The organism is Pseudomonas sp. UBA6310 (genome assembly GCF_002438225.1).
GTDB classification, from domain to species: Bacteria; Pseudomonadota; Gammaproteobacteria; order Pseudomonadales; family Pseudomonadaceae; genus Pseudomonas_O; species Pseudomonas_O kuykendallii.
The window spans coordinates 1-24988 of record NZ_DJTK01000007.1 but is presented as its reverse complement, the minus strand read 5'-3'; the positions used below and the strand labels follow the sequence as shown (position 1 = coordinate 24988).

The 24988-nt window shown below is 66.1% G+C and carries 22 protein-coding genes; 10 read left to right on the top strand and 12 right to left on the bottom strand.

Features of this window, described 5'->3' with window-relative positions; all coding sequences use genetic code 11:
• Positions 1 to 16: 16 nt before the first annotated feature.
• The gene (bioB, locus tag B3E91_RS01185; RefSeq protein WP_287028006.1) at positions 17 to 1075 is read right to left on the bottom strand and encodes a biotin synthase BioB; all 1059 of its coding nucleotides are present in this window, start codon (positions 1073 to 1075) and stop codon (positions 17 to 19) included.
• Positions 1076 to 1150: 75 nt separating this feature from the next.
• On the opposite strand from bioB, the gene B3E91_RS01180 reads away from it, so the two are divergent.
• The 4 genes from B3E91_RS01180 (at position 1151) to rarD (ending at position 6350) form a co-directional block, all read left to right on the top strand.
• Positions 1151 to 1888 carry a ComF family protein gene (locus B3E91_RS01180; RefSeq protein ID WP_287028004.1) on the top strand — a complete coding sequence of 246 codons (738 nt, stop codon included), beginning with the start codon at positions 1151 to 1153 and terminating at the stop codon, positions 1886 to 1888.
• Positions 1889 to 1946: 58 nt separating this feature from the next.
• Positions 1947 to 3833: a PhoX family protein gene (locus tag B3E91_RS01175; RefSeq protein ID WP_287028002.1), complete on the top strand. Its 1887-nt coding sequence runs from the start codon at positions 1947 to 1949 to the stop codon at positions 3831 to 3833.
• A 107-nt stretch (positions 3834 to 3940) separates the two neighbouring features.
• The gene (locus B3E91_RS01170) at positions 3941 to 4915 is read left to right on the top strand and encodes a serine/threonine protein kinase (protein ID WP_287028000.1); all 975 of its coding nucleotides are present in this window, start codon (positions 3941 to 3943) and stop codon (positions 4913 to 4915) included.
• A gap of 538 nt (positions 4916 to 5453) precedes the next feature.
• A complete protein-coding gene (gene rarD / locus B3E91_RS01165) occupies positions 5454 to 6350 on the top strand; it encodes an EamA family transporter RarD (protein WP_287027997.1) in 897 nt (298 codons plus the stop codon).
• 7 nt (positions 6351 to 6357) lie between these two features.
• On the opposite strand, the gene B3E91_RS01160 is transcribed toward rarD, so the two are convergent.
• The gene (locus B3E91_RS01160) at positions 6358 to 6873 is read right to left on the bottom strand and encodes a glycine cleavage system protein R (protein ID WP_287027995.1); all 516 of its coding nucleotides are present in this window, start codon (positions 6871 to 6873) and stop codon (positions 6358 to 6360) included.
• A 37-nt stretch (positions 6874 to 6910) separates the two neighbouring features.
• Positions 6911 to 7363, bottom strand: coding sequence for a GNAT family N-acetyltransferase (locus tag B3E91_RS01155; protein ID WP_273233737.1), 453 nt, complete (start codon positions 7361 to 7363; stop codon positions 6911 to 6913).
• Positions 7364 to 7541: 178 nt separating this feature from the next.
• Between B3E91_RS01155 and B3E91_RS01150 the strand changes: the two genes are divergently transcribed.
• Entirely contained in the window at positions 7542 to 9719 is a 2178-nt protein-coding gene (locus B3E91_RS01150; protein ID WP_287027994.1) for a malate synthase G, read from the top strand.
• 135 nt (positions 9720 to 9854) lie between these two features.
• Here B3E91_RS01150 and B3E91_RS01145 read toward each other — a convergent pair whose 3' ends face one another.
• Together B3E91_RS01145 and B3E91_RS01140 are read right to left on the bottom strand one after the other, a co-directional pair.
• Positions 9855 to 10316, bottom strand: a complete 462-nt coding sequence (locus B3E91_RS01145) for a GNAT family N-acetyltransferase (RefSeq protein WP_287027992.1) — start codon at positions 10314 to 10316, stop codon at positions 9855 to 9857.
• A 97-nt stretch (positions 10317 to 10413) separates the two neighbouring features.
• Entirely contained in the window at positions 10414 to 11304 is an 891-nt protein-coding gene (locus B3E91_RS01140; protein ID WP_287027990.1) for a LysR substrate-binding domain-containing protein, read from the bottom strand.
• 97 nt (positions 11305 to 11401) lie between these two features.
• Between B3E91_RS01140 and B3E91_RS01135 the strand changes: the two genes are divergently transcribed.
• Positions 11402 to 12400 (top strand): YeiH family protein, encoded by a 999-nt coding sequence (locus B3E91_RS01135; RefSeq protein ID WP_287027989.1) that lies wholly within the window; start codon positions 11402 to 11404, stop codon positions 12398 to 12400.
• A 13-nt stretch (positions 12401 to 12413) separates the two neighbouring features.
• On the opposite strand, the gene B3E91_RS01130 is transcribed toward B3E91_RS01135, so the two are convergent.
• Positions 12414 to 14762 carry an FdhF/YdeP family oxidoreductase gene (locus B3E91_RS01130; protein WP_287027988.1) on the bottom strand — a complete coding sequence of 783 codons (2349 nt, stop codon included), beginning with the start codon at positions 14760 to 14762 and terminating at the stop codon, positions 12414 to 12416.
• Positions 14763 to 14882: 120 nt separating this feature from the next.
• Positions 14883 to 15347 (bottom strand): tRNA (uridine(34)/cytosine(34)/5-carboxymethylaminomethyluridine(34)-2'-O)-methyltransferase TrmL, encoded by a 465-nt coding sequence (gene trmL, locus B3E91_RS01125; RefSeq protein ID WP_090225041.1) that lies wholly within the window; start codon positions 15345 to 15347, stop codon positions 14883 to 14885.
• On the opposite strand from trmL, the gene B3E91_RS01120 reads away from it, so the two are divergent.
• Positions 15346 to 15786, top strand: a complete 441-nt coding sequence (locus tag B3E91_RS01120; RefSeq protein ID WP_090225043.1) for a hypothetical protein — start codon at positions 15346 to 15348, stop codon at positions 15784 to 15786. The two genes, trmL and B3E91_RS01120, sit on opposite strands and share 2 nt — an antisense overlap.
• A gap of 417 nt (positions 15787 to 16203) precedes the next feature.
• On the opposite strand, the gene ntrC is transcribed toward B3E91_RS01120, so the two are convergent.
• On the bottom strand, positions 16204 to 17640 hold the full coding sequence (gene ntrC, locus B3E91_RS01115) for a nitrogen regulation protein NR(I) (protein ID WP_090225045.1): 1437 nt from the start codon (positions 17638 to 17640) through the stop codon (positions 16204 to 16206).
• On the bottom strand, positions 17630 to 18721 hold the full coding sequence (glnL, locus tag B3E91_RS01110; protein ID WP_090225047.1) for a nitrogen regulation protein NR(II): 1092 nt from the start codon (positions 18719 to 18721) through the stop codon (positions 17630 to 17632). The genes ntrC and glnL overlap by 11 nt, the downstream gene beginning before the upstream one ends.
• Here glnL and B3E91_RS01105 point away from each other — a divergent pair.
• A complete protein-coding gene (locus tag B3E91_RS01105) occupies positions 18720 to 18875 on the top strand; it encodes a hypothetical protein (RefSeq protein WP_273233743.1) in 156 nt (51 codons plus the stop codon). The genes glnL and B3E91_RS01105 overlap by 2 nt on opposite strands.
• A 37-nt stretch (positions 18876 to 18912) precedes the next feature.
• On the opposite strand, the gene B3E91_RS01100 is transcribed toward B3E91_RS01105, so the two are convergent.
• The 3 genes from B3E91_RS01100 to glnA all read right to left on the bottom strand — a co-directional run bounded on the left by B3E91_RS01100 (position 18913) and on the right by glnA (position 21661).
• Entirely contained in the window at positions 18913 to 19539 is a 627-nt protein-coding gene (locus tag B3E91_RS01100; RefSeq protein ID WP_286784562.1) for a DUF4124 domain-containing protein, read from the bottom strand.
• A complete protein-coding gene (locus B3E91_RS01095; protein ID WP_282344060.1) occupies positions 19539 to 20102 on the bottom strand; it encodes a DUF4124 domain-containing protein in 564 nt (187 codons plus the stop codon). The genes B3E91_RS01100 and B3E91_RS01095 overlap by 1 nt, the downstream gene beginning before the upstream one ends.
• A 155-nt stretch (positions 20103 to 20257) precedes the next feature.
• Positions 20258 to 21661 carry a glutamate--ammonia ligase gene (gene glnA, locus B3E91_RS01090; RefSeq protein WP_090225052.1) on the bottom strand — a complete coding sequence of 468 codons (1404 nt, stop codon included), beginning with the start codon at positions 21659 to 21661 and terminating at the stop codon, positions 20258 to 20260.
• A 334-nt stretch (positions 21662 to 21995) separates the two neighbouring features.
• Between glnA and thiI the strand changes: the two genes are divergently transcribed.
• On the top strand, positions 21996 to 23450 hold the full coding sequence (thiI, locus tag B3E91_RS01085) for a tRNA uracil 4-sulfurtransferase ThiI (RefSeq protein WP_287027985.1): 1455 nt from the start codon (positions 21996 to 21998) through the stop codon (positions 23448 to 23450).
• A gap of 150 nt (positions 23451 to 23600) precedes the next feature.
• Positions 23601 to 24988 (top strand): GTP-binding protein TypA/BipA (locus tag B3E91_RS01080; RefSeq protein WP_287027983.1); only part of this gene is annotated, 1388 nt, incomplete at its 3' end.

The window sequence follows — 24988 nt, the reverse complement described above, 5'->3', positions numbered from 1 at the left end:
AGGGGGCCAGTGGCATTCAGGCCGAGACGGCGTTGTAGAACAGCTTGGAGTCGCGCTGTTCGACCAGGGCCTGCTCGATAGCGGCCTGGTGCACTTCGTCGGCGTGTTCCTGGCGCTCTTCGGGCTTGATGCCGAGGCGGGCGAACAGTTGCATGTCCTTGCCGGCCTGCGGGTTGGCGGTGGTCAGCAGCTTCTCGCCGTAGAAGATCGAGTTGGCCCCGGCGAAGAAGGCCAGCGCCTGCATCTGGTCGTTCATCTGCTCGCGGCCGGCGGACAGGCGCACATGGGATTTCGGCATCATGATCCGCGCCACCGCGAGGGTGCGGATGAAGTCGAACGGGTCGACATCCTTCTCTTCAGCCAGCGGCGTGCCCTTGACCTTGACCAGCATGTTGATCGGCACCGATTCCGGCTGCTCGGGCAGGTTGGCCAGCTGGATCAGCAGGCCGGCGCGGTCGTCCACCGACTCGCCCATGCCGAGGATGCCGCCGGAGCAGATCTTCATCCCCGCCTCGCGCACGTGGGCGAGGGTTTCCAGGCGCTCGGCGTAGGTGCGCGTGGTGATGATGTTGCCGTAGAACTCCGGCGAGGTGTCCAGGTTGTGGTTGTAGTAGTCGAGGCCGGCCTCGGCCAGCGCGACGGTCTGCTCGCGGCTCAGCTTGCCGAGCGTCATGCAGGTTTCCATGCCGAGCGCCTTGACCCCTTCGACCATCTTCAGCACATAGGGCATGTCCTTGGCCGACGGATGCTTCCAGGCGGCACCCATGCAGAAGCGCGTCGAGCCGATCGCCTTGGCCTCGGCCGCGGCGTCGAGCACCTTCTGCACTTCCATCAGCTTTTCCTTGTCCAGCCCGGTGTTGTAGTGGCCGGACTGCGGGCAGTACTTGCAGTCTTCCGGGCAGGCGCCGGTCTTGATCGAAAGCAGCGTCGAGACCTGCACGCGGTTGGCGTCGAAATGCGCGCGGTGCACGGTCTGCGCCTGGAACAGCAGGTCGTTGAACGGCAGCTCGAAGAGCGCGCGGACTTCGGCGAGGGACCAGTCGTTACGCGGAGCGAAGGGAGAGGTGGCGCTCATGGGTGTTCCTTATCGGGGGCTGGCGCCTGCTACAGTCAGACGCGACACGGATGTCACGCATATTAGGGAAGCTGGATGCGCTGTCAACCAAGGGCCTTGCGGCGGGTTTACAAGTGGTTAAATAGTGGTCAGTCATGCCTGCTCTGCGATGAGCCGGCCGAGCGCGACGGACTGCCCCTGTGCAATGCCTGCGAGCTCGAGTTGCCCTGGCTGCAGGGGCATTGCGCAGTCTGCGCGTTGCCGTTGCCCACCGAAGGGCTGGTCTGCGGCGCCTGCCTCAAGCGACCGCCGGCGTTCAGCCGGGTCGAAGCGCCCTGGCGCTACGCCTTTCCGGTCGACAGCTTGATCACCCGCTTCAAGCATCAGTCACGCTGGCCCATGGGACGTCTGCTCGGCGGCCTGCTGTCACACCATCTGCAACAATCCTTCGCCGAGGGCCTGCCGCGGCCGGACGCCCTGCTGCCGGTGCCGCTGGCCACGCGGCGGCTGCGCGAGCGCGGCTTCAATCAGGCGGCGATGCTCGCCCACTGGCTGGGCCGCGACCTCGGGCTGCCGGTCGAGGAGGGCGCGCTGCTGCGGGTGCTCGATACGCCGGCGCAGCAGGGGCTGACCGCCGTCGAGCGGCGGCGCAACCTGCGCCGGGCCTTTGCGCTGTCGGCCGACGCCGTGGTGCGCGGGCGCCACCTGGCGCTGGTGGATGACGTGCTGACCACCGGCAGTACCGCCGATGCCCTTGCACGGCTGCTGATCAAGGCCGGCGCGGGTCGCGTCGATGTCTATTGCCTGGCGCGCACGCCACGGCCCGGCGACTGAAACAGGACTGTCATCCGCGCGAATTAACGTCGGCCGCATCCCAGTGAAGGAGCCGACCATGTATCCAGACGACCAGCCCACTGACCTCGAACGCCTCGCCGGCCTCTCGCGCCGGCGCTTTCTCGGCGCCGGAACCCTTTGCGGCGCCGCACTGTTCTTCGGCGGCAGCCCCCTCGGTGCGCTGGCCGCCAGTGTGCAGACCGGCAACCGCGCGCTGATCGGCTTCGACGGGATCGCCGCGTCCGGCGCCGACGCCGTGCTGCTGCCGCCCGGCTACCGCTACGAAGTGCTGATCAGCTGGGGCGAGCCGCTGCACGCGGATGCACCGGCGTTCGATCCGTCCGGCAACGGCAGCGCTGCGGACCAGGAACTGCAGTTCGGCGACAACAACGACGGCATGTGCCTGTTCGCCTTCCCCGGCGAGGCCGACCGCGCGCTGCTGGCGATCAACAACGAGTACACCAACTACCGCTACCTCTATGCCCACGGCAGCGCGCCGCGGTCGGCGGCCGAGGTGCACAAGGCGCTCGCCTGCGAGGGCGTCTCGGTGGTGGAAATCCGCCGCGACGCCGACGGCTGGCGCTTCGTCCGCGGCTCCGCCTACAACCGACGCATCCACGGCAACACGCCAATCCGCCTCGGCGGCCCGGCGGCCGGCCATGAATGGCTGCGCACCGCCGCCGATCCGAGCGGGCGTGAAGTGCTCGGCACCTTCCAGAACTGCTCCTCGGGCAGGACGCCGTGGGGCACCTACCTGACCTGTGAGGAGAACTTCACCGACTGCTTCGGCAGCAGCGATCCGGCCTACAGGGCGGAAGGCGCGCTGAAGCGCTACGGCGTGCTGGCCGACAGCAAGGACGTGCACTGGCACCCCTACGATGCGCGCTTCGACGTGAGCCAGACGCCCAACGAGTACAACCGCCACGGCTGGGTGGTGGAGATCGACCCCTTCGATCCGCGCTCGCAGCCGGTCAAACGCACCGCGCTGGGCCGCTTCAAGCATGAGAACGCGGCGCTGACCCAGGCCGCCGACGGCCGCGTGGTGGTCTACATGGGCGACGACGAGCGCGGCGAGTTCATCTACAAGTTCGTCAGCTTCGCCCATTTCGACCCGGCGCAGCCAAGCCCCGACCTGCTCGACCACGGCACCCTGTACGTCGCGCGCTTCGATGACGGCGACGGCGACCCGCAGCATCCCAAGGGGCGCGGCCAGTGGCTGGAGCTGGTGCACGGACGCGGCGGGCTGGACGCGACCGCCGGCTTCCCCGGCCAGGCGGAAATCCTCATTCACACCCGGCTGGCGGCCAGCGTGGTCGGCGCCACGCGGATGGACCGCCCGGAGTGGATCGTCGTCAGCCCGGAGGACGGCCAGGTCTATTGCACCCTGACCAACAACGTGAAACGCGGTGGCGACGGCCAGCCGGTAGGTGGGCCGAACCCGCGGGCGAACAACGTCTACGGGCAGATCCTGCGCTGGCGCGAGCACGGCGACGATGCCGCGGCGTCGAGCTTCGAGTGGGACCTGTTCGCCGTCGCCGGCAACCCGGCCGCGCATCCCGGCACCGCCAAGGGCGGCTCGCCGAACATCACCGCGCAGAACATGTTCAACAGCCCGGATGGCCTGGCCTTCGACGGCGGTGGCCGGTTGTGGATCCAGACCGACGGCGACACCAGCAACCGCGGCGACTTCGCCGGCATGGGCAACAACCAGATGCTCTGCGCCGACCCCCGCAGCGGCGAGATCCGCCGCTTCATGACCGGCCCAGTGGGCTGCGAGGTGACCGGCGTGGCCTTCGCCCCGGACTACCGCACGCTGTTCATCGGCATCCAGCATCCCGGCGAGAGCGGTGGCTCGACCTTCCCGTCCGGGCAGCCCGGCGCCAAGCCGCGCTCCTCGGTGCTGGCGATCCGCCGCGACGACGGCGGGGTGATCGGCGCCGCCTGAGCGGCCTGCACCCATACCCCGCGATCTATGCTCAATGGCAGGCGCAATCGGTTGCCCTGCGCGTGGCAGGCCTGCGCTACCATGCCGGCCCGCCGCAGGAGATCGCCATGACCCACCCGTTCGTCTCCCTCAGTCCCGACCTCGTGCTGGATGCCGTCGAAAGCATCGGCTACCTCAGCGATGCCCGCGTGCTGGCGCTCAACAGCTACGAGAACCGCGTCTACCAGGTGGGCATCGAGGACGAGACGCCGATCATCGCCAAGTTCTACCGGCCCGAGCGCTGGAGCGAGGCGGCGATCCGCGAGGAGCATGCCTTCACCCTCGAACTGGCCGAGCGCGAAGTGCCGGTCGTGGCGCCGCTGGTGCGCGACGGCGAGACCCTGTTCGAGCACGCCGGCTTTCGCTTCGCGCTGTTCCCGCGCCGTGGCGGGCGCGCGCCGGAGCCGGGCAACCTGGACCAGCTGTATCGCCTCGGCCAACTGCTCGGGCGTTTGCACGGGGTGTCGGCGATGCGCCCGTTCGAGCACCGTGAAAGTCTCGGCGTGCAGAACTTCGGCCACGACTCGCTGAATTTCCTCCTCGAAGGCGGCTTCGTTCCGCGCAGCCTGCTGCCGGCCTACGAGTCGGTAGCGCGCGACCTGCTCAAGCGCCTCGACGAGCTGTTCGCGCGGGTGCACTTCACGCCGATCCGCCTGCACGGCGACTGCCATCCGGGCAACCTGCTGTGCCGCGACGAGACCTATCACATGGTCGATCTCGACGACTGCCGCATGGGGCCGGCGGTGCAGGATTTGTGGATGATGCTCGCCGGCGACCGTCACGAGCGCCTCGGGCAGATCGCCGAACTGATCGACGGCTACCAGGAATTCCACGACTTCGACGCGCGCGAATTGCCGCTGATCGAAGGCCTGCGTTCGCTCCGGCTGATGCACTACAGCGCCTGGCTGGCGCGGCGCTGGGACGACCCGGCGTTCCCCATGAGCTTTTCCTGGTTCGGCAGCGAGCGCTACTGGGGCGACCAGGTGCTGGTACTGCGCGAGCAGGTCTCGGCGCTGGACGAGGAACCGCTGAAGCTGTTCTGAAATCCCCCGGTGCGCGCGGCGCACCCTACGCGGGCGCGGTGCCGTAGGGTGCGCCATGCGCACCGAGGCAGACTGCGGCGAAAGCGGGTCGACCGGGCATCCCTGTCGCGTGGCCGAAGCCACCCTGCAGCCGGGATTCCCCGGTGCGCGCGGCGCACCCTACGCGGGCGCGGTGCCGTAGGGTGCGCCATGCGCACCGAGGCGGGCTGCGGCGAAAGCGGGTCGACCGGGCATCCCTGTCGCGTGGCCGAAGCCACCCTGCAGCCGGGATTCCCCGGTGCGCGCGGCGCACCCTACGCGGGCGCGGTGCCGTAGGGTGCGCCATGCGCACCGCGGCAGGCGGCGAAAGCGGGTCGACCGGGCATCCCTGTCGCGTGGCCCGAAGCCACCCTGCGGCCGAGATTCCCCCGGTGCGCGCGGCGCACCCTACGCGTGGTGCCGTAGGGTGCGCCATGCGCACCGCAGCAAAGCTGATCGACCAGACAAACCCCGGTCGGCCCTCTAGAATCATCGGCCCTCCCGCCTTCAGGACTCCTGCATGTCCACCGCCAACCCGCGCCGCGGTTATCTGCTGGGTATCGCCGCCTACACCGCCTGGGGTCTGTTTCCGCTGTACTTCAAGATGCTGCAGGCGATTCCGGCGATCGAGATCATCGTCCACCGGGTGCTCTGGTCGGCGCTGTTCGGCGCGCTGCTGCTGACGGTCTGGAAGCATCCCGGCTGGTGGCGCGAGCTGCGCGAGAATCCCCGGCGCCTGGGGGTGCTGGCCGTCAGCGGCTCGCTGATCGCCTGCAACTGGCTGGTCTACGTCTGGGCGGTGAACAACGGGCGGATGATCGAAGCCAGCCTGGGCTACTACATCAACCCGCTGGTCAACGTGCTGCTCGGCCTGCTCCTGCTCGGCGAGCGCCTGCGCCCGCTGCAATGGGTGGCGCTGGGCCTGGCGGCGCTCGGCGTGGCGCAGCAGGTCTGGCAGCTGGGCAGCCTGCCGTGGGTATCGCTGGTGCTGGCGCTGACCTTCGGTTTCTATGGGCTGATTCGCAAGCAGGCGCCGGTGGCGGCGTTGCCCGGGCTGGTGGTGGAAACCTGGATGCTGCTGCCGCTGGCGCTGCTCTGGCTGATCCTCGGCCCGTCCGGTGTGAGCACGCAGACGGGCTTCTGGACCACGGCAGATGCGTTCTGGCTGGCGCTCGCCGGGCTGATCACGCTGTTCCCGCTGATCTGCTTCAACTCGGCCACGCGACACCTGCCGTTCACCTCGCTGGCGTTCCTGCAATACCTCTCGCCGACGCTGGTGCTGCTCCTCGCAGTGGTGGTCTACGGCGAGCACTTCGACCCGGTGCGCCTGCTTTCCTTCGCCTGTATCTGGCTGGGCCTGCTGGTTTACAGCGTGGACATCTGGCGCGGCCTGCGCCGCGCCCGCGCGGCGAGCTGAGCGCACGTCAGACGTCGGTCCGCAGGTTCAGCTCCACCATCAGGTCGTCCGCCAGGGTCTCCAGGCGCTCCTGCAAGAGGTCGAGGGACAGCTCCAGCGGCACCGCCAGCATCGCCTCGGCGTGGAACAGCGGCTCGCTGCTCATCGGCGCCGGCAGCACTTCGGTGATCAGGCTTTCGAGGTTGACCTCGTGTTCGGCCAGCAGCCGGGTGATGTCGCGGACGATGCCCGGCCGGTCGTTGCCGACCAGGTCGAGAAGGATCGGCTTGCCGCTGCGTTGCGGCTCGCCGCCCTCGGCCAGCTGGACGCGGATGCCATGGGTCTGCAGTGCCTGCAGGGCGTCGCTCAGGCCGCGATGGCCGGCCGCCGGCACCGACACGCGAAGAATCCCGGCGAACTGCCCGGCCATGCGCGACATGCGGCTTTCCAGCCAGTTGCCGCCATGATCGGCGACGCAGGCGGCGAGGCGTTCCACCAGGCCGGGCTGGTCCGGGGCGATGACGGTGATTACCAGATTGTCCATGCGGAGGTTCCTTTGGGTCGAAGGCGGCGGCCGCGGATCAGGCGTCGGGCAGGGCCAGCCAATAGGTGAGATAGACCTCGTCGCGCACGTAGCCAAGGCTTTCGTAGAGCGCCTGGCCGGCGAGGTTGGTCTTCGCGGTCTCCAGTTGGATGCCGCAGGCGCCGCCGAGTTGCGCGAGTTGCCGGGCGGCATCCATCAGCGCGCGGGCGACGCCCTGGCGGCGGGCGCTCTCGGCGACGTAGAGGTCGCTGAGCAGCCAGGACGGGCGCAGCGCCAGCGAGGCGAACAGCGGGTAGAGCTGGACGAAGCCCTGCGCCTGGCCCTCGTCATCCCGGGCGATCAGCAGCCGCGAGTCGCCCCGCTCCAGGCGCGCGGCGAGGAACGCGCGGATCGGCTCCTCTGCCTGTGGCACCTCATAGAACTTCAGATAGCCGCCGAAGAGGCGGGTCAGATCATCCAGATCGGCAGGGTGTGCGGGGCTTACCGGCATGCGTCAGGTCTCCGTGGGCGAGGCCTGAGTATAGGCCGGCGCGGGCCGATGCCAGGGCGGTTTCGGCGGCTCCCGGCGGCCCCCTGATTTTTCCGCAGGCATCATGTAGTATCCGCCGATCTGCACTACAAGATCGTCCAGCCAGGCAGTGCTGGCCCCGCAAAGAGAGAGGAAGATAATGACGGAACGTGTTCAAGCCGGCGGCCTGCAGGTCGCCAAGATCCTCTTCGACTTCGTCAATGACGAGGCGATTCCCGGCACCGGCATCGATGCCGACGCCTTCTGGGCCGGCGCCGGAAAACTCATCGACGAACTGGCGCCGAAGAACCGCGCGCTGCTGGCCAAGCGCGACGAACTGCAGGCGCAGATCGATGCCTGGCACCAGGCGCGTGCCGGCCAGGCTCACGACGCCGCGGCCTACAAGGCCTTCCTCGGCGAGATCGGCTACCTGCTGCCGGCGGCGGAGGATTTCCACATCGCCACCGAAAACGTCGACGACGAGATCGCCCGCATGGCCGGCCCGCAGCTGGTGGTGCCGGTGATGAACGCGCGCTTCGCCCTGAACGCTTCCAACGCTCGCTGGGGCTCGCTGTACGACGCGCTCTACGGCACCGACGCGATCAGCGAAGAGGGTGGCGCGAGCAAGGGCCCGGGCTACAACGAAGTGCGCGGCGCCAAGGTGATCGCCTTCGCCCGTGCCTTTCTCGACCAGGCCGCTCCGCTGGCCAACGGCTCCCACGTCGACGCCACGGCCTACGTGATCTACGGCGACAAGCTGGTGGTCAACCTCAAGGGCGGCGATGAAACCGGCCTGCAGGACGAGTCGCAGTTCATCGGCTTCCAGGGCGACGCCGCGCAGCCCAAGGCCGTGCTGCTCAAGCACAACGGCCTGCACTTCGAGATCCAGATCGATCCTTCCAGCCCGGTCGGCCAGACCGACGCCGCCGGGGTCAAGGACGTGCTGATGGAGGCCGCGCTGACCACCATCATGGACTGCGAGGACTCCGTCGCCGCGGTCGATGCCGAAGACAAGGTGCTGATCTACCGCAACTGGCTGGGCCTGATGAGAGGCGACCTCGCCGAAGGCATCAACAAGGGCGGCAAGGTCTTCACCCGCGTCATGTACGCCGATCGCAACTACACCGCGGCCGACGGCAGCGCGCTGACCCTGCACGGCCGCTCGCTGCTGTTCGTGCGCAACGTCGGCCACCTGATGACCAACGACGCGATCCTCGACGGTGCCGGCAACGAGGCGCCGGAAGGCATCCTCGACGCGCTGTTCACCAGCCTCGCGGCGATCCACAACCTCAACGGCAACACCACCCGCAGCAACAGCCGCCGCGGCTCGGTGTACATCGTCAAGCCGAAGATGCACGGTCCCGAGGAAGTGGCGTTCACCAACGAACTGTTCGGTCGCGTCGAGGACATCCTCGGCCTGCCGCGCAACACCCTCAAGGTCGGCATCATGGACGAGGAGCGCCGCACCACGGTCAACCTCAAGGCCTGCATCAAGGCCGCCCGCGAGCGCGTGGTGTTCATCAACACCGGCTTCCTCGACCGCACCGGCGACGAAATCCACACTTCCATGGAAGCCGGGCCGATGGTGCGCAAGGCGGCGATGAAGGGCGAGAAGTGGATCGGCGCCTACGAGAACAACAACGTCGACGTCGGCCTGGCCTGCGGCCTCGCCGGGCGCGCGCAGATCGGCAAGGGCATGTGGGCGATGCCGGACCTGATGGCGGCCATGCTGGAACAGAAGATCGGCCATCCGAAATCCGGCGCCAACACCGCCTGGGTGCCGTCGCCGACCGCCGCCGCGCTGCACGCGCTGCACTACCACCAGGTCGACGTGTTCGCCGTGCAGGCCGAACTGGCGCAGCGCGCGGCGGCCTCGGTGGACGACATCCTCACGATCCCGCTGGCGCCGAACCGCGACTGGTCGGCGGCGGACATCCAGAGCGAGCTGGACAACAACGCCCAGGGCATCCTCGGCTACGTTGTGCGCTGGGTCGAGCAGGGCGTCGGCTGCTCCAAGGTGCCGGACATCCATGACATCGGCCTGATGGAAGACCGCGCCACCCTGCGCATCTCCAGCCAGCACATGGCCAACTGGCTTCGCCACGGCGTGGTCAGCGAGGAGCAGGTGCGCGCCAGCCTGGAGCGCATGGCACCGGTGGTGGATCGGCAGAATGCCGGCGATCCGGCCTACCGGCCGATGGCACCGGACTTCGCCAACAGCGTGGCGTTCCAGGCCGCGTTGGAGCTGGTCCTGGAAGGCACCAAGCAGCCCAACGGCTATACCGAGCCGGTGCTGCACCGCCGTCGTCGCGAGTTCAAGGCCAAGCAGGGCCGCTGAACGCGTCGCGGGTGCTCCGCGCTCCCGTTCACGGAGCGCGGGGCGTGGGCCGCGAAACGTCGGCCTTTGCCTTCCGCCAAGCGTTCGAGCAACCGCATCAGCCGCCTTCAGAGGCGGCTTTTTTGTGCGCGCGGCCTAGAGCGCCTTGGCCATCTCCGTGGTGCCTTTCCAGCCCAGTTCGGCGTACATCGGCTTGCCCATTTCGGTGGCATGGAGGATGGCGAACGGCAGGTCTCGGCGGGCGAATTCCGCTTCCGCCAGTTTCATCAATTGACGCCCCAGGCCGCGCCGCCGATGGCTGTGTTCGACATAGACGTTGAGCACGTAGCCGCGCTGGTCGTGGCGCGGGTGCGACGGGTGCGGCGGCCAGTCGATGGCCATCAGGCCGATGCCGGCGATCGGCGTTTCGCCGTCCAGCAGGACGAAGCCGAAGTAGCGTCCGTCGTCCAGGCGCGTGGCCAGCCAGGGACGAAAATGCTCGGTCATCACCTCCAGGGTGCCCGCATCACGGCCGGCCTCCTGGAACATCGCATGGCGGTGCCGGCAGATCAGGTCGAGGTCGCGGACATCGACCGGGCGGTGCGGCAAGACGGACATGGGGCGGCTCCTGTGAAGGGTGTCTGGCGGCGATCCTAACCTGCGGCCCGGTCGCCGGAAATGGCGCCGGCCTCGGCCCGGGCGCTCGTGAAGGCACTCAGCGCGCTTCGTGAAGGAACACCTTGAAGGCCTGCCAGAGCGCGCTGCGATAGCGTTCCGGGTGCCACACCAGGGAAAAGGTGCGGGTCAGTTGCAGGTCGTTCTGCAGGGCGACCAGTTCGCCGCGCTCCAGCTCGCCGGAGATGCTCAGGCGCGACATGCAGCTCAGGCCGAAACCGGCGCGCACCGCCTGCTTGATCGCCTCGTGCTGGCTCAGCTCCATGCGCACCCGTAGCCGTTCGGTGTGGTGCAGCACCGCCGACTCGAAGATGCTGCGGGTGCCTGAGCCGGGCTCGCGCAGAATCCACGGCTCGTTCTGAATGTCCTCGTCGCTCAGCCGTCCGCCGCGGGCCAGGGGATACGCGGGGGCGCAGACCACGAGCATTTCGTCCTGGCGCCAGACTTCCCAGGCCAGCCGCGACTCGCTGCACTGGCCTTCCACCAGGCCGAGGTCGGCCTCGAAGCGGAGGATGTCGCCGATCACTTCGCCGGTGTTGCGCAGGCGCAATTGCAGGTTGGCTTCGGGGTGCGCCTCGCTGAAGCGTCCGGCGAGCGAGGGCAGCAGGTAGTTGCCGATGGTCGCGCTGGCGGCGATGTTGAGCGTGCCCTGCAGCGATCCCTGCGGCTCGCGCGCCGATTCGACGAATTGGCCGAGCTCGTGCAGCAGGCTCTCGGCCTGGGGCAGCAGGCGCCTGCCGACATCGTTGAGCTGCAGGCGACGCCCCTGGCGATCGAAGAGGATGACGCCCAGCTGGTGCTCGAGGTCGGCGAGCGACTGGCTGGTGGCCGACTGCGAGAGACTGAGTTTTTCCGCGGCGTTGCCGAGGCTGGTGCCCTTGGCGACGGCTACGAAGACCTGCAGCTGGCGGAAGGTGACGCTCGGGTTCATTTCACTTTTTCCGATCAGTCATATCGTTATAACCGTTTCGCAGCAGCACCTATTCGCCCATAGCCTGACCACATTCGCAAGCCTGGAGGTGGTTTTCATGTGGCAGGGTCTGCTCCTTTGCAGCGTACTGACGGCGCTCGGCTATGGTCTTTCGCAGGTGCCGCTGCTCGCCCACAGCGGCTTCAGCCCGTTGGTGTTCTCGCTGTTGCTCGGCCTGCTGGCGGGCAACCTCGGCGTGATCCGTTCGCTGCCCGGCGCGCGTCCGGGATTGTCCTTCTGCACGCGCTGGCTGCTGCGCGGCGGCATCGTGCTGTTCGGTCTGTCGTTGACCCTGCAGCAGATCTTCGCCCTCGGGCCCTGGGTGCTGGTGCTCGACGTGCTGGTGATCGGCTGCGTGCTGACGCTGGGTTACCTGATCGGCACCCGGCTGCTGAAGCTGGATGCGGAAACCACCCTGCTGACCTGTGCCGGCAGTGCGATCTGCGGGGCCGCGGCGGTGCTGGCCACCGAGGCGACGATCCGCTCGCGGCCGGCGGCGACCTCGATGGCGGTGGCCACCGTGGTGCTCTTCGGCTCGCTGTCGATGCTGGTCTATCCGCTGCTCTACCCGCTGGTGGGGCTGGACGAGGCGCGCTTCGGCATCTACATCGGCGCCACCGTGCACGAGGTCGCCCAGGTGGTGGCCGCTGCCGACGCCGTCGGGCCGGATGCGCTGGCGAATGCGGTGATCGTAAAGTTGCTGCGGGTGCTGCTGCTGATTCCCTTCCTGCTGATCGTCGGCCAGTGGTGGCTGCGGCGCGGCCATCCGGCGGCGATGGGCATCGAGGGAAAAGGCCGCCTGGTGATTCCGTGGTTCGCCTTCGGCTTCCTGGCGATGGTGCTGTTCAACAGCTACGTCCAGCTGCCCGCCGAACTGCACCGCGGGCTGATCCTGATCGGCCAAATCGCCCTGGCGATGGCGATGGCCGCGCTGGGCTACGAGACGCGTCTGGAGAAGCTGGCCGCGCTGGGCGTGCGGCCGTTCATCCTGGCCCTGTGCCTGTTCGTCATGCTTACCGGCGGAGGGCTGCTGATGACCGTGCTCTGCTTCGGCTGAGCAGGCCGCCGGACTAGCCGGGCAGCGGCGCGGGCTCCACCGGTACGCTGGCGTCCTGGTCCACCGCGATCACCCGGCGCAAGGTGACGGGAATCGATTTCGCCGCCGGCACCTTGGCCTTTTCCGCGTGGTGCCAGAGCGGGATCAGCGCGTTGCATTCGGGGTAGTAGCCGGCGCAGCAGCCTTCGGGAATGTCATACGGCGTCACCCGCAGCGGCCCGACCTCGCGGTGCACGCCATCGTCCACCGCGGTGCTGACCTGCACCTTGTCGCCTTCGGCCAGGTTGAGTCGGGCGATGTCGTTGCGGTGCATCAGCAGTACCGCGCGGGTGCCGTGGATACCGCGGAAGCGGTCGTTATAGCCGTAGACGGTGGTGTTGAACTGGTCGTTGCTGCGGATCGTCATCAGGTTCAGCACGTCGCGGCGCTCCGCGTGCTGCTCGACATCGTCGTCCACCGACAGGGTGTGCGGCTCGATGAAGTTGGCCTTGCCGTTGCTCGTCTTCCACTGGCGCTGGCTGGCGCCGAGCGGACGGTGAAAGCCGCCGGGCTCCATCATCCTGACGTTGAGGTCATGGAAGGTCTCCGGGTAGGTCGCGGCAATCGCCTCGCGCACCAGCCCGTAGTCGGCCACCCAGGCATCCCAGTCGACGGCCGGGTTCGGCGCCAGGGTGGCCTTGGCCAGCGCCGCGATGATCGCTGGCTCGGACAGCAGGTGCTCGCCGGCCGGTGCCGCCACGCCGCGCCAGGCACGGATGCAGGCGGTGCTGTCCTCGGTGGTGTGGCGTTGCTCGCCGCTGGCCTGGACGTCGACCTCGGTGCGCCCCAGGCACGGCAGCAGGTAGGCCTTCTCGCCGTGGACCAGGTGGCTGCGGTTGAGCTTGGTGGCGATCTGCACGCTCAGCTTGAGCGACGACCAGGCCGGCTCGAGGCGGCCGCTGTCGGGAATCGCGCGGATGAAGTTGCCGCCGAGGGCGACGAAGGCCTTCACCTTGCCCGCGACTATCGCTTCGCAGGCCTCCACGGTGTTCATCCCGTCCTCGCTTGGCGGCTCGAAGCCGAAGCGCTCGCGCAGCTTGTCCGCTGGCACCTGGGCGGCCTTCTCGGTGATCCCCACGCTGCGCTGGCCCTGCACGTTGGAATGGCCGCGCACCGGGCAGATGCCGGCACCTTCCTTGCCCATGTTGCCGCGCAGCAGCAGCAGGTTGACCAGCATCTGCACGTTCAGCACGCCGTGGCGGTGCTGGGTCAGGCCCATGCCGTATACCGCGATCACCCGTTCGCAGCCCGCATAGACGGTGGCGGCGGCCTCCATGGCGCCGCGGGTCAGGCCGCTGCGGCGCTCCAGCAGCGGCCAGGCGTAGCCGCGGATGCGCCGCTCGAAGACTTCGAAGCCGGCGGTGTGCTCCTCGATGAATGCAACGTCGAGCACCCGCGCGGCCCCGCGCTCGCGGGCGGCGTCGTCCATTTCGAAGAGTGCCTTGCAGATTCCGGCGATGGCGGCGATGTCGCCGCCGATCTCAAGCTGGTGATACTGGGTGCTGACCACGACGGATTCGCCGGTGGCCATCTGCACCGGCGACTGCGGGTTGGTGAAGCGCTCCAGCCCGCGTTCGCGCAGCGGGTTGAAGGTGATGATCGGTGCATTGCGTTTACGCGCGGCCTCCAGCTCATGGAGCATTCGCGGGGCGTTGCTGCCGGTGTTGTGGCCGAAGAACAGCAGGCCGTCGGTCTTCGCGAAGTCGTTCAGCGTGACCGTGCCGACCGGCACGCCGATGCTCTCCGGCAACGCGATCGAGGTGCTCTCGTGGCACATGTTCGAGCTGTCCGGCAGGTTGTTGGTGCCATACAGGCGCGCATACAGCGCCCACATGTAGGAGGCCTCCAGCGAGGCGCGGCCGGAGGCGTAGAACACCACCTCATTGGGATCGGTGTAGCCCTTGAGTTCGGCGCCGATCTCGGCGAAGGCCTGAGCCCAGCTGATCGGCAGATAGCGGTCGCTGGCGGCGTCCCAGCGCAGCGGCTCGGTCAGGCGCCCCTGCTGCTCGAGTTCGTAGTCGCTCCAGTTGCGCAGTTCGCGCAGCGTATGCCGGGCAAAGAACTCCGGCCCGCAGCGCAAGGCAGTGCCTTCCCAGGCGGTGGCCTTGGCGCCGTTCTCGCAGAAGGCCAGCGGCAGGCTCGGGTGCGGCTTGGCCCAGGCGCAGCTGACGCAGGCGAAGCCGTCGATCGGCTTGTTCTGCTTGAGCAGCGCCTTGCCGGCGGCGAAGGGCGCGCGTTCGCGCAGCAGTATCTCGCCCACCGACTGCGCCGAACCCCAGCCACCGGCCGGACCCTTGTAAGGCTTGAAGCGCGCTTTGCGCATGCGGTTCTCCTCGGCGGCCGACGCGGTTCGCGCAGGCCTCTGAGTTACGACGCAGCGCCGCAGAGGATGGTTCAGGGTGGCGGATGAGCAAGCGTGGGCGACCGCTGCGGCCCGGTGAGGCTAGGCGCCGCCGCGGAAACCGAGCTGACGCCAGGCTTCGTAGACCGCGACGGCCACCGTGTTGGAGAGGTTCAGGCTGCGGCAGTCGGGCCGCATCGGCAGGCGCAGACGCTGTTCCACCGGCAGGGAATTGCGGATGTCTTCCGGCAGGCCGCGGCTCTCGGGGCCGAAGAGAAAGGCATCGCCCTCGCGGTACTCGACCTCGTGGTGCGGGTGCGAGCCCTTGGTGGTGAAGGCGAAGACCCGCGGCTGGCCCAGGCTTTCCAGGCAGCTGGGCAAGTCGGCATGACGCTGCAGGGTGGCGTACTCGTGGTAATCGAGGCCGGCGCGGCGCAGGCGCTTGTCGTCCAGCTCGAACCCCAGCGGCTCGATCAGGTGCAGGCTGCAGCCAGCGTTGGCGCATAGCCTGATAATGTTGCCGGTGTTGGGTGGAATTTCCGGTTGAAAAAGGATCACGCGAAACATGCACGGCTCCGAGCCTGAAGACGGGCTCCATTCTACCCTTGAGGATGACCCGCGACCGCGCATGTGGCCGCGCTTTCTCCTGGCCCTGGCGCTGTTCGGTCTGCTGCTGGGGATGATGATCGGTCGCCTGAATGCGCCCCAGCCCGCGCTCCTGCAGCGGGTCGAAGTCTTGCCCGGTGCGCTGGTGCTGTGGTTCGACCGCGAGCCGAAGGTCTTCGTCGAGCGTATCGAAGGCACACTGGCGATGCTCATCGAGACCCGGGGCAAGGAGGCGGGCGGCCAGTTGCTGCTCGACGGGCGTCCGGTGAACTGGAGGATTGTGCGTGTGGAGCGTGGGTTGTTGCTCAATCTCGTCGCTGCCCTGCCTCTGCACGGCGCCCTGAAGGGCGCGGCAGAGGAGGGAGGATGGCGGCTGGAGATCAGCCTGCGAGCGGAATAAAAGAGGGGAATCCCCGGCCTGCCTGTACCAAGGCCCCCGAAAAACGGTGGTATCTGGCTTATTGCATCTGCTGTGCCAGTTCCGTACGGATGCTCGAAATCTGCACGTCTTCGTTTTTAAGTCCTTTAAAATCAATTGTTTGTGCTTGCATGGTTGTACAAATTGAGCCGGTTGGACGCTTCTCCGCCGTTGTTGCGAGGCGAATGCGCGGCACGGTGCGTGTTCAACATCTGTGCACCGTGCATTCAGGTTGTGCATGACAAGGTCATCGGCAGGTTGGACCGGGTAACCGGTTTGCGCCGCCGGGGCAGAGCAGGGCGCACTTCCTGTCGGCCTGTTACCGCTGGCGGATTGGCAGGAGCCGCGAGGCAATAAAAAAGCAGACCGAAGTCTGCTTTTGTTCCAGCGCGACGCGGCTCAGCTTTCTTCGCTGTCGTCGTCGTCGCCGCCGTCGATCTTCATGCCCAGTTCCTTGATCTTGCGCGTCAGGGTGTTGCGACCCCAGCCGAGCAGAACCGCGGCATCGCGGCGGCGGCCGGCGGTGTGCTTGAGCGCGGTCTCGATCATGATCCGCTCGAAGGTCGGCACGGCGCTGTCGAGCAGGCTCGACTGGCCGCGCGCCAGGGCCTGATCGGCCCACTGGCGCAGGGCCTGCTCCCAGTTGGTCACCGGCGCGGCGTCCTGCGGCTGGGTGAGCAGTTCCGGGGGCAGGTCGTCGATGTGCACTTCGCGACCCGACGCCATCACCGTGATCCAGCGGCAGGTGTTCTCCAGCTGGCGCACGTTGCCCGGCCAGTGCAGGTTCTGCAGGTAATCCTCGGTTTCCGGCTTCAGCAGCTTCGGCTCGACCGCCAGCTCCAGCGCGGCGCGGGCTAGGAAGTGGCGGGCCAGCGCGGGAATGTCCTCGCGGCGATCGGACATCCGCGGGATGTGGATGCGGATGACGTTGAGGCGGTGGAAAAGGTCTTCGCGGAATTTCCCCGCCTGCACCAGGTTTTCCAGGTTCTGGTGGGTCGCGGCGATGATCCGCACGTCGACCTTGACCGGCGTATGCCCGCCGACCCGGTAGAACTCGCCGTCGGCCAGCACGCGCAGCAGGCGGGTCTGGGTGTCGGCTGGCATGTCGCCGATCTCGTCGAGGAACAGCGTGCCGCCGTCGGCCTGCTCGAAACGCCCGCGACGCTGGTTGGCCGCGCCGGTGAACGCGCCTTTCTCGTGGCCGAACAGCTCGGACTCCATCAGGTCCTTGGGAATCGCTGCCATGTTCAGCGCGATGAAAGGCGCCGCGGCGCGCGGGCTGTGGCGGTGCAGGGCGTGGGCGACCAGCTCCTTGCCGGTGCCGGACTCGCCGTTGATCAGGACGGTGATGTTGGAGTGGGACAGGCGACCGATGGCGCGGAACACCTCCTGCATCGCCGGCGCCTCGCCGATGATCTCCGGCGTCCGGGCGATGCTCGCCGGCGCTTCCAGACCCTGCTGTTCCTGGGCATGCAGGAAGGCGCGCTTGACAAGCGAAACCGCCTCGTCCACGTCGAACGGCTTGGGCAGGTACTCGAAGGCGCCGCCCTGGTAGGAGGCCACCGCGCTGTCCAGGTCGGAATGCGCGGTCATGATGATCACCGGCAGGCGTGGGTACAGCTCGCGTATCTGCGCCAGCAGATCAAGGCCGCTGGAGCCGGGCATGCGGATGTCGGAAATGATCACGTCCGGCTGCTGGCGAGTCAGCCGATTGAGCACGCTGTCGGCGTTGTCGAAGCTCTGGACGTTCATCCCCTCCTGTTGCAACGCCTTTTCCAGGACCCAGCGGATGGAACGGTCGTCATCGACGATCCAGACGGTTTCGCTACGGCTCATGTGACGCTGCTCCTTGTTCCAGCGGCAGGAAGATCGAGAACACGGTGTGGCCGGGATGGCTTTCGCATTCGATCAGTCCCTGGTGCTGACTGATGATGTTCTGGGTGATCGCGAGGCCGAGCCCGGTACCGTCCGGGCGGCCACTGACCATGGGGTAGAAGATGGTGTCCTGCATGTCGGCGGGGATGCCGGGCCCGTTGTCGATGATTTCCAGCTTCGCCACCAGGCGATGGCGGATGTAGCCGATGGTGAACTGGCGCAGGGTGCGGGTACGCAGCGAAATCCGTCCCAGGTGCAGGTCGTTCTGTGCCGACAGCGCCTGCATCGCGTTGCGCACGATGTTGAGCACCGCCTGGATCATCTGCTCGCGGTCGATCAGCACCTCGGGAATGCTCGGGTCGTAGTCGCGAACCAGGGTGATGCGCCCCTGGCTTTCCGCCTCGACCAGGCTGCTGACGCGCTCCAGCACTTCGTGGACGTTGGTCATCGACAGCGACGGCAGCTTGTTCGAGCCGAGCATGCGGTCGACCAGATTCCGCAGGCGGTCGGCCTCCTCGATGATGACGTTGGTGTAGTCCTTGAGGTGTTCTTCCGGCAGCTCGCGGGCGAGCAACTGGGCCGCGCCGCGAATGCCGCCCAGCGGGTTCTTGATCTCGTGGGCGAGGCCGCGCACCAGCAGTTTGGTGGTTTCCTGCTTGGACAGCTGCGCCTCTTCCTTGGTGATCCGCAGCAGGCGATCGCGCGGGTGCACTTCCAGAAGCAGCAGGGTCTCGTTGCGGGTGATGATCGGCGTCACCGCGTAGTCGACCGTCTGCATCTGGCCGGTGAGCGAGGTGAGGGTGGCTTCGCGCTTGGTGAAGGGATGGGCCTGCTCGACCGCCTGGCGCAGCGAATGCAGCGCCTCGGGCGACTCGGTGAACAGTTCGCTGATGAACTGCCCGTGGCTGCGCTGCCCGCTGACGGCCAGCAGCATCTCCGCCGCCGGGTTCATGTACTCGAGCCGCAGTTCGGCGTTGAGCAGCAAGGTCGCGGTGGTGAGATTGTCGAGCAACAGCCGGTGCAGGGGAGAATCGTTGGTCATGAGTGCGCAGGTCTCAAAGGATGCTGGAAAAATGCAAAAAGCAAACCAAGCCCTGAAAAGACGCGCTTTTGTGGCCGAAATCCTCCGGCAAGCTGTTTTTCGGCGCAAAAAACAGCCGGATAGTGGGCTTATTTGGGGAGAGTATAAAAATTAGTGCACTATCGTGCTCTTTATTGGTGCGCGGCTTTGCTTTAGATGAACGGGATGAAGGGGATGTCGCGTTTTTCCGGAGGTTTGTCCTTCAGCGGGCATTCCGGTCGCACGCCCCAGTCGTCCTTCTTGCAGGGGTTGACGTTGCGTTTCTGCGCGAGGCTCGGACGCTGTACGTGGAAGGGCTGGCTCGGCGTCCGCTCCAGAACGACGCCGGCGGCGTCGACGATTTCCACCGACAGCTGATGCGTTCCGCGGTCCTGCGCGGCGAGTGGGAACACGGGGCTGCGCGTCGGTTCGCCGACCACCTTGCCATCCAGATACAGCCGGAAACTGTGCCCGGGCAGCAGGTTCGGCTCGCTGGTCACGGTGACGATCAGCTTGCCATCGCCATCGCGAAGGGTCGCATCCGGTTCGGGAACCAGAATGCGCAGCAGGTCGTAGCGCGGCGCGGCCACCGGCGCAGTCGCGGGCGGTCGCATGTGGATCGTCGCTGGCGCCGAGGTCATCGCGTTGGGCGGCGCCAGCTCGACGCGCTTGGCGTTGTCGCCCGCCCGTGGCTGGTCGGTGAACACACGGTTCCCGGCGGCATCGACGTAGGTGTACACCTCGGCGGCCGCAGGCAGCGCGACCAGCAGCAGGACAAAAAGCAGGCGAACGTTCGGCACTAGTTGCTGGGCCTCGGTGGTGGCGGTGGGGATGGCGGTGGACGCAGCGCCGGGCTCTGGGTGTTGACCCGTTGCACGCTGAAGGTGATGGGCGCGCTCTGCTGGATCGACTGGCCGCCACTGAGGACCTGGACGGCCAGGCTGTGCTCGCCGCGATCGATGTTGCTCAGTGGCAGGCGCAGCGAGGAATAGGGAACGCCATACGGGTTGCCATCCAGCAGCAGGCGCAGCGTATGACCCGCACTCAGTTCGGGCTGCAGGATCACATCCACGCTGAAGCTGCCATTGTTGGCGCGGATGGCCTCGGTGGTGGGCACGTTCAGCTGCAGTACCGCATACGGCGGCTGATCCGCCTGCTGCTGGTCGGAGCCCTGGCTGGGGGGCGGATTGGGTGTCTGGATATCCACGGTGTTGGTCGGCGGCAGCTGAATGGTTTCCGCCTGGGTGCCGTCCGGCGGTTGGTTGGTGAACACCGTCTTGCCGTTGGCATCGATGTATTTGTAGATCTGCGCGGTTGCCGGCAGGGTCAGCAGGCAGAGAAGGCAGGCAATCAACAGGCGCATCGGTGCGGCTCCGTGAGTGGATGCCTTAAGCCTTGCACCCCGGCGCCCGGCTTGCAAGGCGGATGAGCCTGAAAGCCCCGGCACGTTGTGCAGAGACTTTTCGAACGCATATGAAAAAGGCCTCCCGAGGGAGGCCTTTCGCTGACGCTACTGGCTTAGACGCTGTAGTACAGGTCGTATTCCAGCGGGTGCACGAAGGTGCGCACCTTGATTTCTTCTTCCGATTTCAGCTCGATGTAGGCATCGATGAAGTCGTCGGAGAACACACCGCCCTTGGTCAGGAACGCGCGGCCCTTGTCCAGCTCTTCCAGGGCTTCCTTCAGGCTGCCGCAGACCTGCGGGATCTGGCTCGCCTCTTCCGGCGGCAGGTCGTACAGGTTTTTGTCGGCGGCATCGCCGGGGTGGATCTTGTTCTGGATACCGTCCAGACCGGCCATCAGCAGTGCAGCGAAGGCCAGGTACGGGTTGGCAGCCGGATCCGGGAAGCGCGCTTCGATGCGGCGGGCTTTCGGGCTGTTGACGTACGGGATACGGATCGAGGCGGAACGGTTACGGGCCGAGTAGGCCAGCATAACCGGTGCTTCGAAGCCCGGGACCAGACGCTTGTAGGAGTTGGTCGACGGGTTGGTGAAGCCGTTCAGTGCCTTGCCGTGCTTGATGATGCCGCCGATGAAGAACAGGGCGGTGTCGGACAGGCCGGCATAGCCTTCGCCAGCGAAGGTGTTCTTGCCTTCTTTGGAGATCGACAGGTGGACGTGCATACCCGAACCGTTGTCGCCGTACAGCGGCTTCGGCATGAAGGTAGCGGTCTTGCCGTAGGCGTCGGCGACGTTGTGCACGCAGTACTTCAGGGTCTGCACTTCGTCGGCCTTGGCGACCAGGGTGTTGAACAGCACGCCGATTTCGTTCTGGCCGGCAGTCGCCACTTCGTGGTGGTGAACTTCGACCTTCAGGCCCATCTCTTCCAGTGCGTTGCACATGGCGGTACGGATTTCGTGGTCGTGGTCGACCGGCGGTACCGGGAAGTAGCCGCCCTTGACGCCCGGACGGTGACCTTTGTTGCCGCTTTCGAAATCACCGTCGGTGTTCCAGGAAGCCTGCTCGGAGAAGATCTTGAACATCGAGCCGGAGATGTCCGACTTGAACTTCACTTCGTCGAATACGAAGAATTCCGGCTCCGGACCGACGAACACCTTGTCGCCGATACCGGTGGACTTGAGGTATTCCTCGGCGCGGCGGGCGATGGCGCGCGGGTCGCGATCGTAGCCTTGCATGGTGCTTGGCTCGATGATGTCGCAGACCAGGATCAGGGTCGGCTCTTCGGTGAACGGATCAAGCACGGCAGTGCTGTCATCGGGCATCAGGATCATGTCGGAGGCTTCGATGCCTTTCCAGCCGGCGATGGAGGAGCCATCGAACATCTTGCCGTACTCGAAGAAATCGTCGTCCGCATCGCGTGCCGGCATGGTGACGTGTTGCTGCTTGCCCTTGGTGTCGGTGAAGCGCAGATCAATCCACTTCACATCGTTATCTTTGATCAGTTGAAGCGACTTCGACATGTTGTCCTCCAGGTGAAAGGCTGGGAGCGGTTGGCATACCCCCAGTATCAGTTGATGCCGGGGCAGGGATACTCCGCCAGGGCAACCTGCCTCACAAGGGAGCAATTAGCATGCCAGCGCCCCGAAATGGTAACGACCCCGAAACACGTGATTTTTCAGGGGGTCAAAGGCAATCTAAGGAGGGTGTGCGCCTTTAATTGGTGCGTGATGTTTTTTGTTTGCATTGTATTGGTGCGTATCTAAGTAGGCTGATAATCACTGATTAAACCTTGAGCAATTTTCCGCTATAATCCGCCCCCCTCTTTTTCGGCTGCTTCGTGCACGCGCTGTTTCCATGAAACTCATCGTCAAGGTCTTCCCGGAAATCACCATCAAAAGCCGGCCGGTGCGCAAGCAGTTCATCCGCCAGCTGGCGAAGAATGTGCGCACGGTTCTGCGCGACCTGGATGCCGACGTGAGTGTGGAAGGCGTGTGGGACAACCTCGAGCTGCTGACCCGTGTAGAGGACCCGAAGGTCCTGCGCCAGATCATCGAGCGGCTGACCTGCGTTCCGGGCATCACCCATTTCCTCGAAGTGCACGAATACCCGCTGGGCGATTTCGACGACGTGCTGGAGAAGTGCAAGCTGCATTTCGGTGACCAACTGGCTGGCAAGGTCTTCGCCGTGCGCTGCAAGCGAGCCGGCAAGCACAGCTTCACCTCGATGGAGATCGAGCGCTACGTCGGCAGCCAGCTGCGTCAGCAGTGCGGCGCCGCCGGCATCTCGCTGAAGCAGCCGGAAGTCGAAGTGCGCATGGAGATTCGCCACGAACGCCTGTTCGTCATCCATCACCAGCACAATGGCATCGGCGGTTACCCGCTGGGCTCGCTGGAGCAGACGCTGGTACTGATGTCCGGCGGATTCGACTCCACGGTGGCGGCCTACCAGATGATGCGTCGCGGCCTGCTCACGCACTTCTGCTTCTTCAATCTTGGCGGTCGTGCCCACGAGCTGGGGGTGATGGAAGTCGCTCATTACCTGTGGGACAAGTTCGGCAAATCGCACCGAGTGCTGTTCATCAGCGTGCCGTTTGAGGAAGTGCTCGGCGAGATTCTGGAGAAGGTCGACAACAGCCAGATGGGCGTGGTGTTGAAGCGCATGATGCTGCGCGCCGCCACGCGCCTGGCCGAAGATTTGCAAATCGATGCGCTGGTGACCGGCGAGGCGATTTCCCAGGTGTCCAGCCAGACCCTGCCGAATCTCTCGGTGATCGATTCGGCGACCGACATGCTGGTGCTGCGCCCTCTGGTCGCGGCGCACAAGCAGGACATCATCGATACCGCCTACGAAATCGGCACCGCCGAGTTCGCCAAGCACATGCCGGAATACTGCGGAGTGATCTCGGTAAACCCGACCACCCGCGCCAAGCGGGCGCGTATCGAATACGAAGAAAAGCAGTTCGACATGGCGATTCTCGAGCGGGCGCTGCAGCGTTCGCGGCGGATGACCGTGGACCGGGTGATCGACGAGCTGGGGCAGGACGTCCAGGTCGAGGAGATCGCCCAGGCGCTGCCGGGGCAGGTGGTGATCGACATCCGTCACCCCGACGACCAGGAAGAGGCGCCGCTAGAACTGTCCGGCATCGAAGTGCGCAACCTGCCGTTCTATGCCGTCAACAGCAAGTTCAAGGAACTGGATGAAAATCGCCAGTACCTGCTGTACTGCGACAAAGGCGTGATGAGCCGCTTGCACGCTCACCATCTGCTCAGCGAGGGGCATGCGAATGTACGTGTTTATCGCCCGTCTTAAGCAGCCCGGGCTGTTCGGCGGCAGTATCCGCCACCGCCCTCCCGACGCCTGAGCCCTACCGTTTCAGTCCCCGTTTCCTTGATCGGCGACGGGGAAAGCACGCTTCCAGCCCGGACCTTCAGCCCGGTGCCACAAACGAGATATAGAACTGTGATCGAGAATCTCCGCAACATCGCCATCATCGCCCACGTCGACCATGGCAAAACCACCCTGGTGGACAAACTCCTGCGCCTGTCCGGCACCCTGGACCGCAAAGAGCTCGAAAGCGAGCGCGTGATGGACTCCAACGACCAGGAAAAAGAGCGTGGCATCACCATTCTCGCGAAGAACACCGCGCTGAAGTGGAACGGCTACGACATCAACATCGTCGACACCCCCGGCCACGCCGACTTCGGTGGTGAAGTCGAGCGCGTGATGTCGATGGTCGACTCCGTGCTGCTGGTGGTCGACGCCCAGGACGGCCCGATGCCGCAAACCCGTTTCGTGACCCAGAAGGCGTTCAAGGCCGGCCTGCGTCCGATCCTCGTGGTGAACAAGATCGACCGTCCGGGCGCGCGTCCGGACTGGGTCATCGACCAGATCTTCGACCTCTTCGACAACCTCGGCGCCACCGACGAGCAGCTCGACTTCCCGATCGTCTACGCCAGCGCCCTGAACGGCATCGCCGGTCTCGATCACGAGAAGATGGACGACCACATGGATGCCCTGTTCCAGGCCATCGTCGACCACGTTCCGCCGCCGAAGGTCGATATCGACGGCCCGTTCCAGATGCAGATCTCGCAGCTGGACTACAACAGCTTCCTCGGCGTCATCGGCATCGGCCGTATCGCTCGCGGCAAGGTCAAGACCAACACTCCGGTCGTCGCCATCGGCGCCGACGGCAAGAAACGTCAGGGCCGCATCCTGAAGATCATGGGTCACTCGGGCCTGCACCGTGTCGAAGTCGCCGAAGCCCAGGCCGGCGACATCGTCTGCGTCAGCGGCATGGACGAGCTGTACATCTCCGACACCCTTTGCGACCTGCAGGCCGTCGAAGCCCTGCCGCCGCTGTCCGTCGACGAGCCGACCGTTTCCATGACCTTCCAGGTCAACGACTCGCCGTTCTGCGGCAAGGAAGGCAAGTTCGTCACCAGCCGCAACATCAAGGAGCGTCTGGAGAAGGAGCTGCTGCACAACGTCGCCCTGCGCGTCGAGGAAGGCGATTCGGCCGACAAGTTCAAGGTCTCCGGCCGTGGCGAGCTGCACCTTTCCGTACTGATCGAAACCATGCGCCGTGAAGGCTTCGAGCTGGCCGTCGGCCGCCCGGAAGTGGTGATCAAGGAAGTGAATGGCGAGAAGCAGGAGCCCTACGAGAACGTCATCATCGACATCGAAGAGCAGCACCAGGGTCCGATCATGGAGCAGATGGGTTTGCGCAAGGCTGACCTGACCAACATGGTTCCGGATGGCAAGGGTCGTATTCGCCTGGAATACACCGTGCCGGCACGTGGCCTGATCGGTTTCCGTAACGCCTTCCTGACCATGACCTCCGGCAGCGG

What these genes read in the sequence shown, in the direction of transcription:
- bioB (WP_287028006.1), bottom strand. Translation starts at nt 1,075, where the DNA reads ATGAGCGCCACCTCTCCCTTCGCTCCGCGTAACGACTGGTCCCTCGCC.
- B3E91_RS01180 (WP_287028004.1), top strand. Translation starts at nt 1,151, where the DNA reads ATGCGCTGTCAACCAAGGGCCTTGCGGCGGGTTTACAAGTGGTTAAAT.
- B3E91_RS01175 (WP_287028002.1), top strand. Translation starts at nt 1,947, where the DNA reads ATGTATCCAGACGACCAGCCCACTGACCTCGAACGCCTCGCCGGCCTC.
- B3E91_RS01170 (WP_287028000.1), top strand. Translation starts at nt 3,941, where the DNA reads ATGACCCACCCGTTCGTCTCCCTCAGTCCCGACCTCGTGCTGGATGCC.
- rarD (WP_287027997.1), top strand. Translation starts at nt 5,454, where the DNA reads ATGTCCACCGCCAACCCGCGCCGCGGTTATCTGCTGGGTATCGCCGCC.
- B3E91_RS01160 (WP_287027995.1), bottom strand. Translation starts at nt 6,873, where the DNA reads ATGGACAATCTGGTAATCACCGTCATCGCCCCGGACCAGCCCGGCCTG.
- B3E91_RS01155 (WP_273233737.1), bottom strand. Translation starts at nt 7,363, where the DNA reads ATGCCGGTAAGCCCCGCACACCCTGCCGATCTGGATGATCTGACCCGC.
- B3E91_RS01150 (WP_287027994.1), top strand. Translation starts at nt 7,542, where the DNA reads ATGACGGAACGTGTTCAAGCCGGCGGCCTGCAGGTCGCCAAGATCCTC.
- B3E91_RS01145 (WP_287027992.1), bottom strand. Translation starts at nt 10,316, where the DNA reads ATGTCCGTCTTGCCGCACCGCCCGGTCGATGTCCGCGACCTCGACCTG.
- B3E91_RS01140 (WP_287027990.1), bottom strand. Translation starts at nt 11,304, where the DNA reads ATGAACCCGAGCGTCACCTTCCGCCAGCTGCAGGTCTTCGTAGCCGTC.
- B3E91_RS01135 (WP_287027989.1), top strand. Translation starts at nt 11,402, where the DNA reads ATGTGGCAGGGTCTGCTCCTTTGCAGCGTACTGACGGCGCTCGGCTAT.
- B3E91_RS01130 (WP_287027988.1), bottom strand. Translation starts at nt 14,762, where the DNA reads ATGCGCAAAGCGCGCTTCAAGCCTTACAAGGGTCCGGCCGGTGGCTGG.
- B3E91_RS01120 (WP_090225043.1), top strand. Translation starts at nt 15,346, where the DNA reads ATGCACGGCTCCGAGCCTGAAGACGGGCTCCATTCTACCCTTGAGGAT.
- trmL (WP_090225041.1), bottom strand. Translation starts at nt 15,347, where the DNA reads ATGTTTCGCGTGATCCTTTTTCAACCGGAAATTCCACCCAACACCGGC.
- ntrC (WP_090225045.1), bottom strand. Translation starts at nt 17,640, where the DNA reads ATGAGCCGTAGCGAAACCGTCTGGATCGTCGATGACGACCGTTCCATC.
- B3E91_RS01105 (WP_273233743.1), top strand. Translation starts at nt 18,720, where the DNA reads ATGAGTGCGCAGGTCTCAAAGGATGCTGGAAAAATGCAAAAAGCAAAC.
- glnL (WP_090225047.1), bottom strand. Translation starts at nt 18,721, where the DNA reads ATGACCAACGATTCTCCCCTGCACCGGCTGTTGCTCGACAATCTCACC.
- B3E91_RS01095 (WP_282344060.1), bottom strand. Translation starts at nt 20,102, where the DNA reads ATGCGCCTGTTGATTGCCTGCCTTCTCTGCCTGCTGACCCTGCCGGCA.
- glnA (WP_090225052.1), bottom strand. Translation starts at nt 21,661, where the DNA reads ATGTCGAAGTCGCTTCAACTGATCAAAGATAACGATGTGAAGTGGATT.
- thiI (WP_287027985.1), top strand. Translation starts at nt 21,996, where the DNA reads ATGAAACTCATCGTCAAGGTCTTCCCGGAAATCACCATCAAAAGCCGG.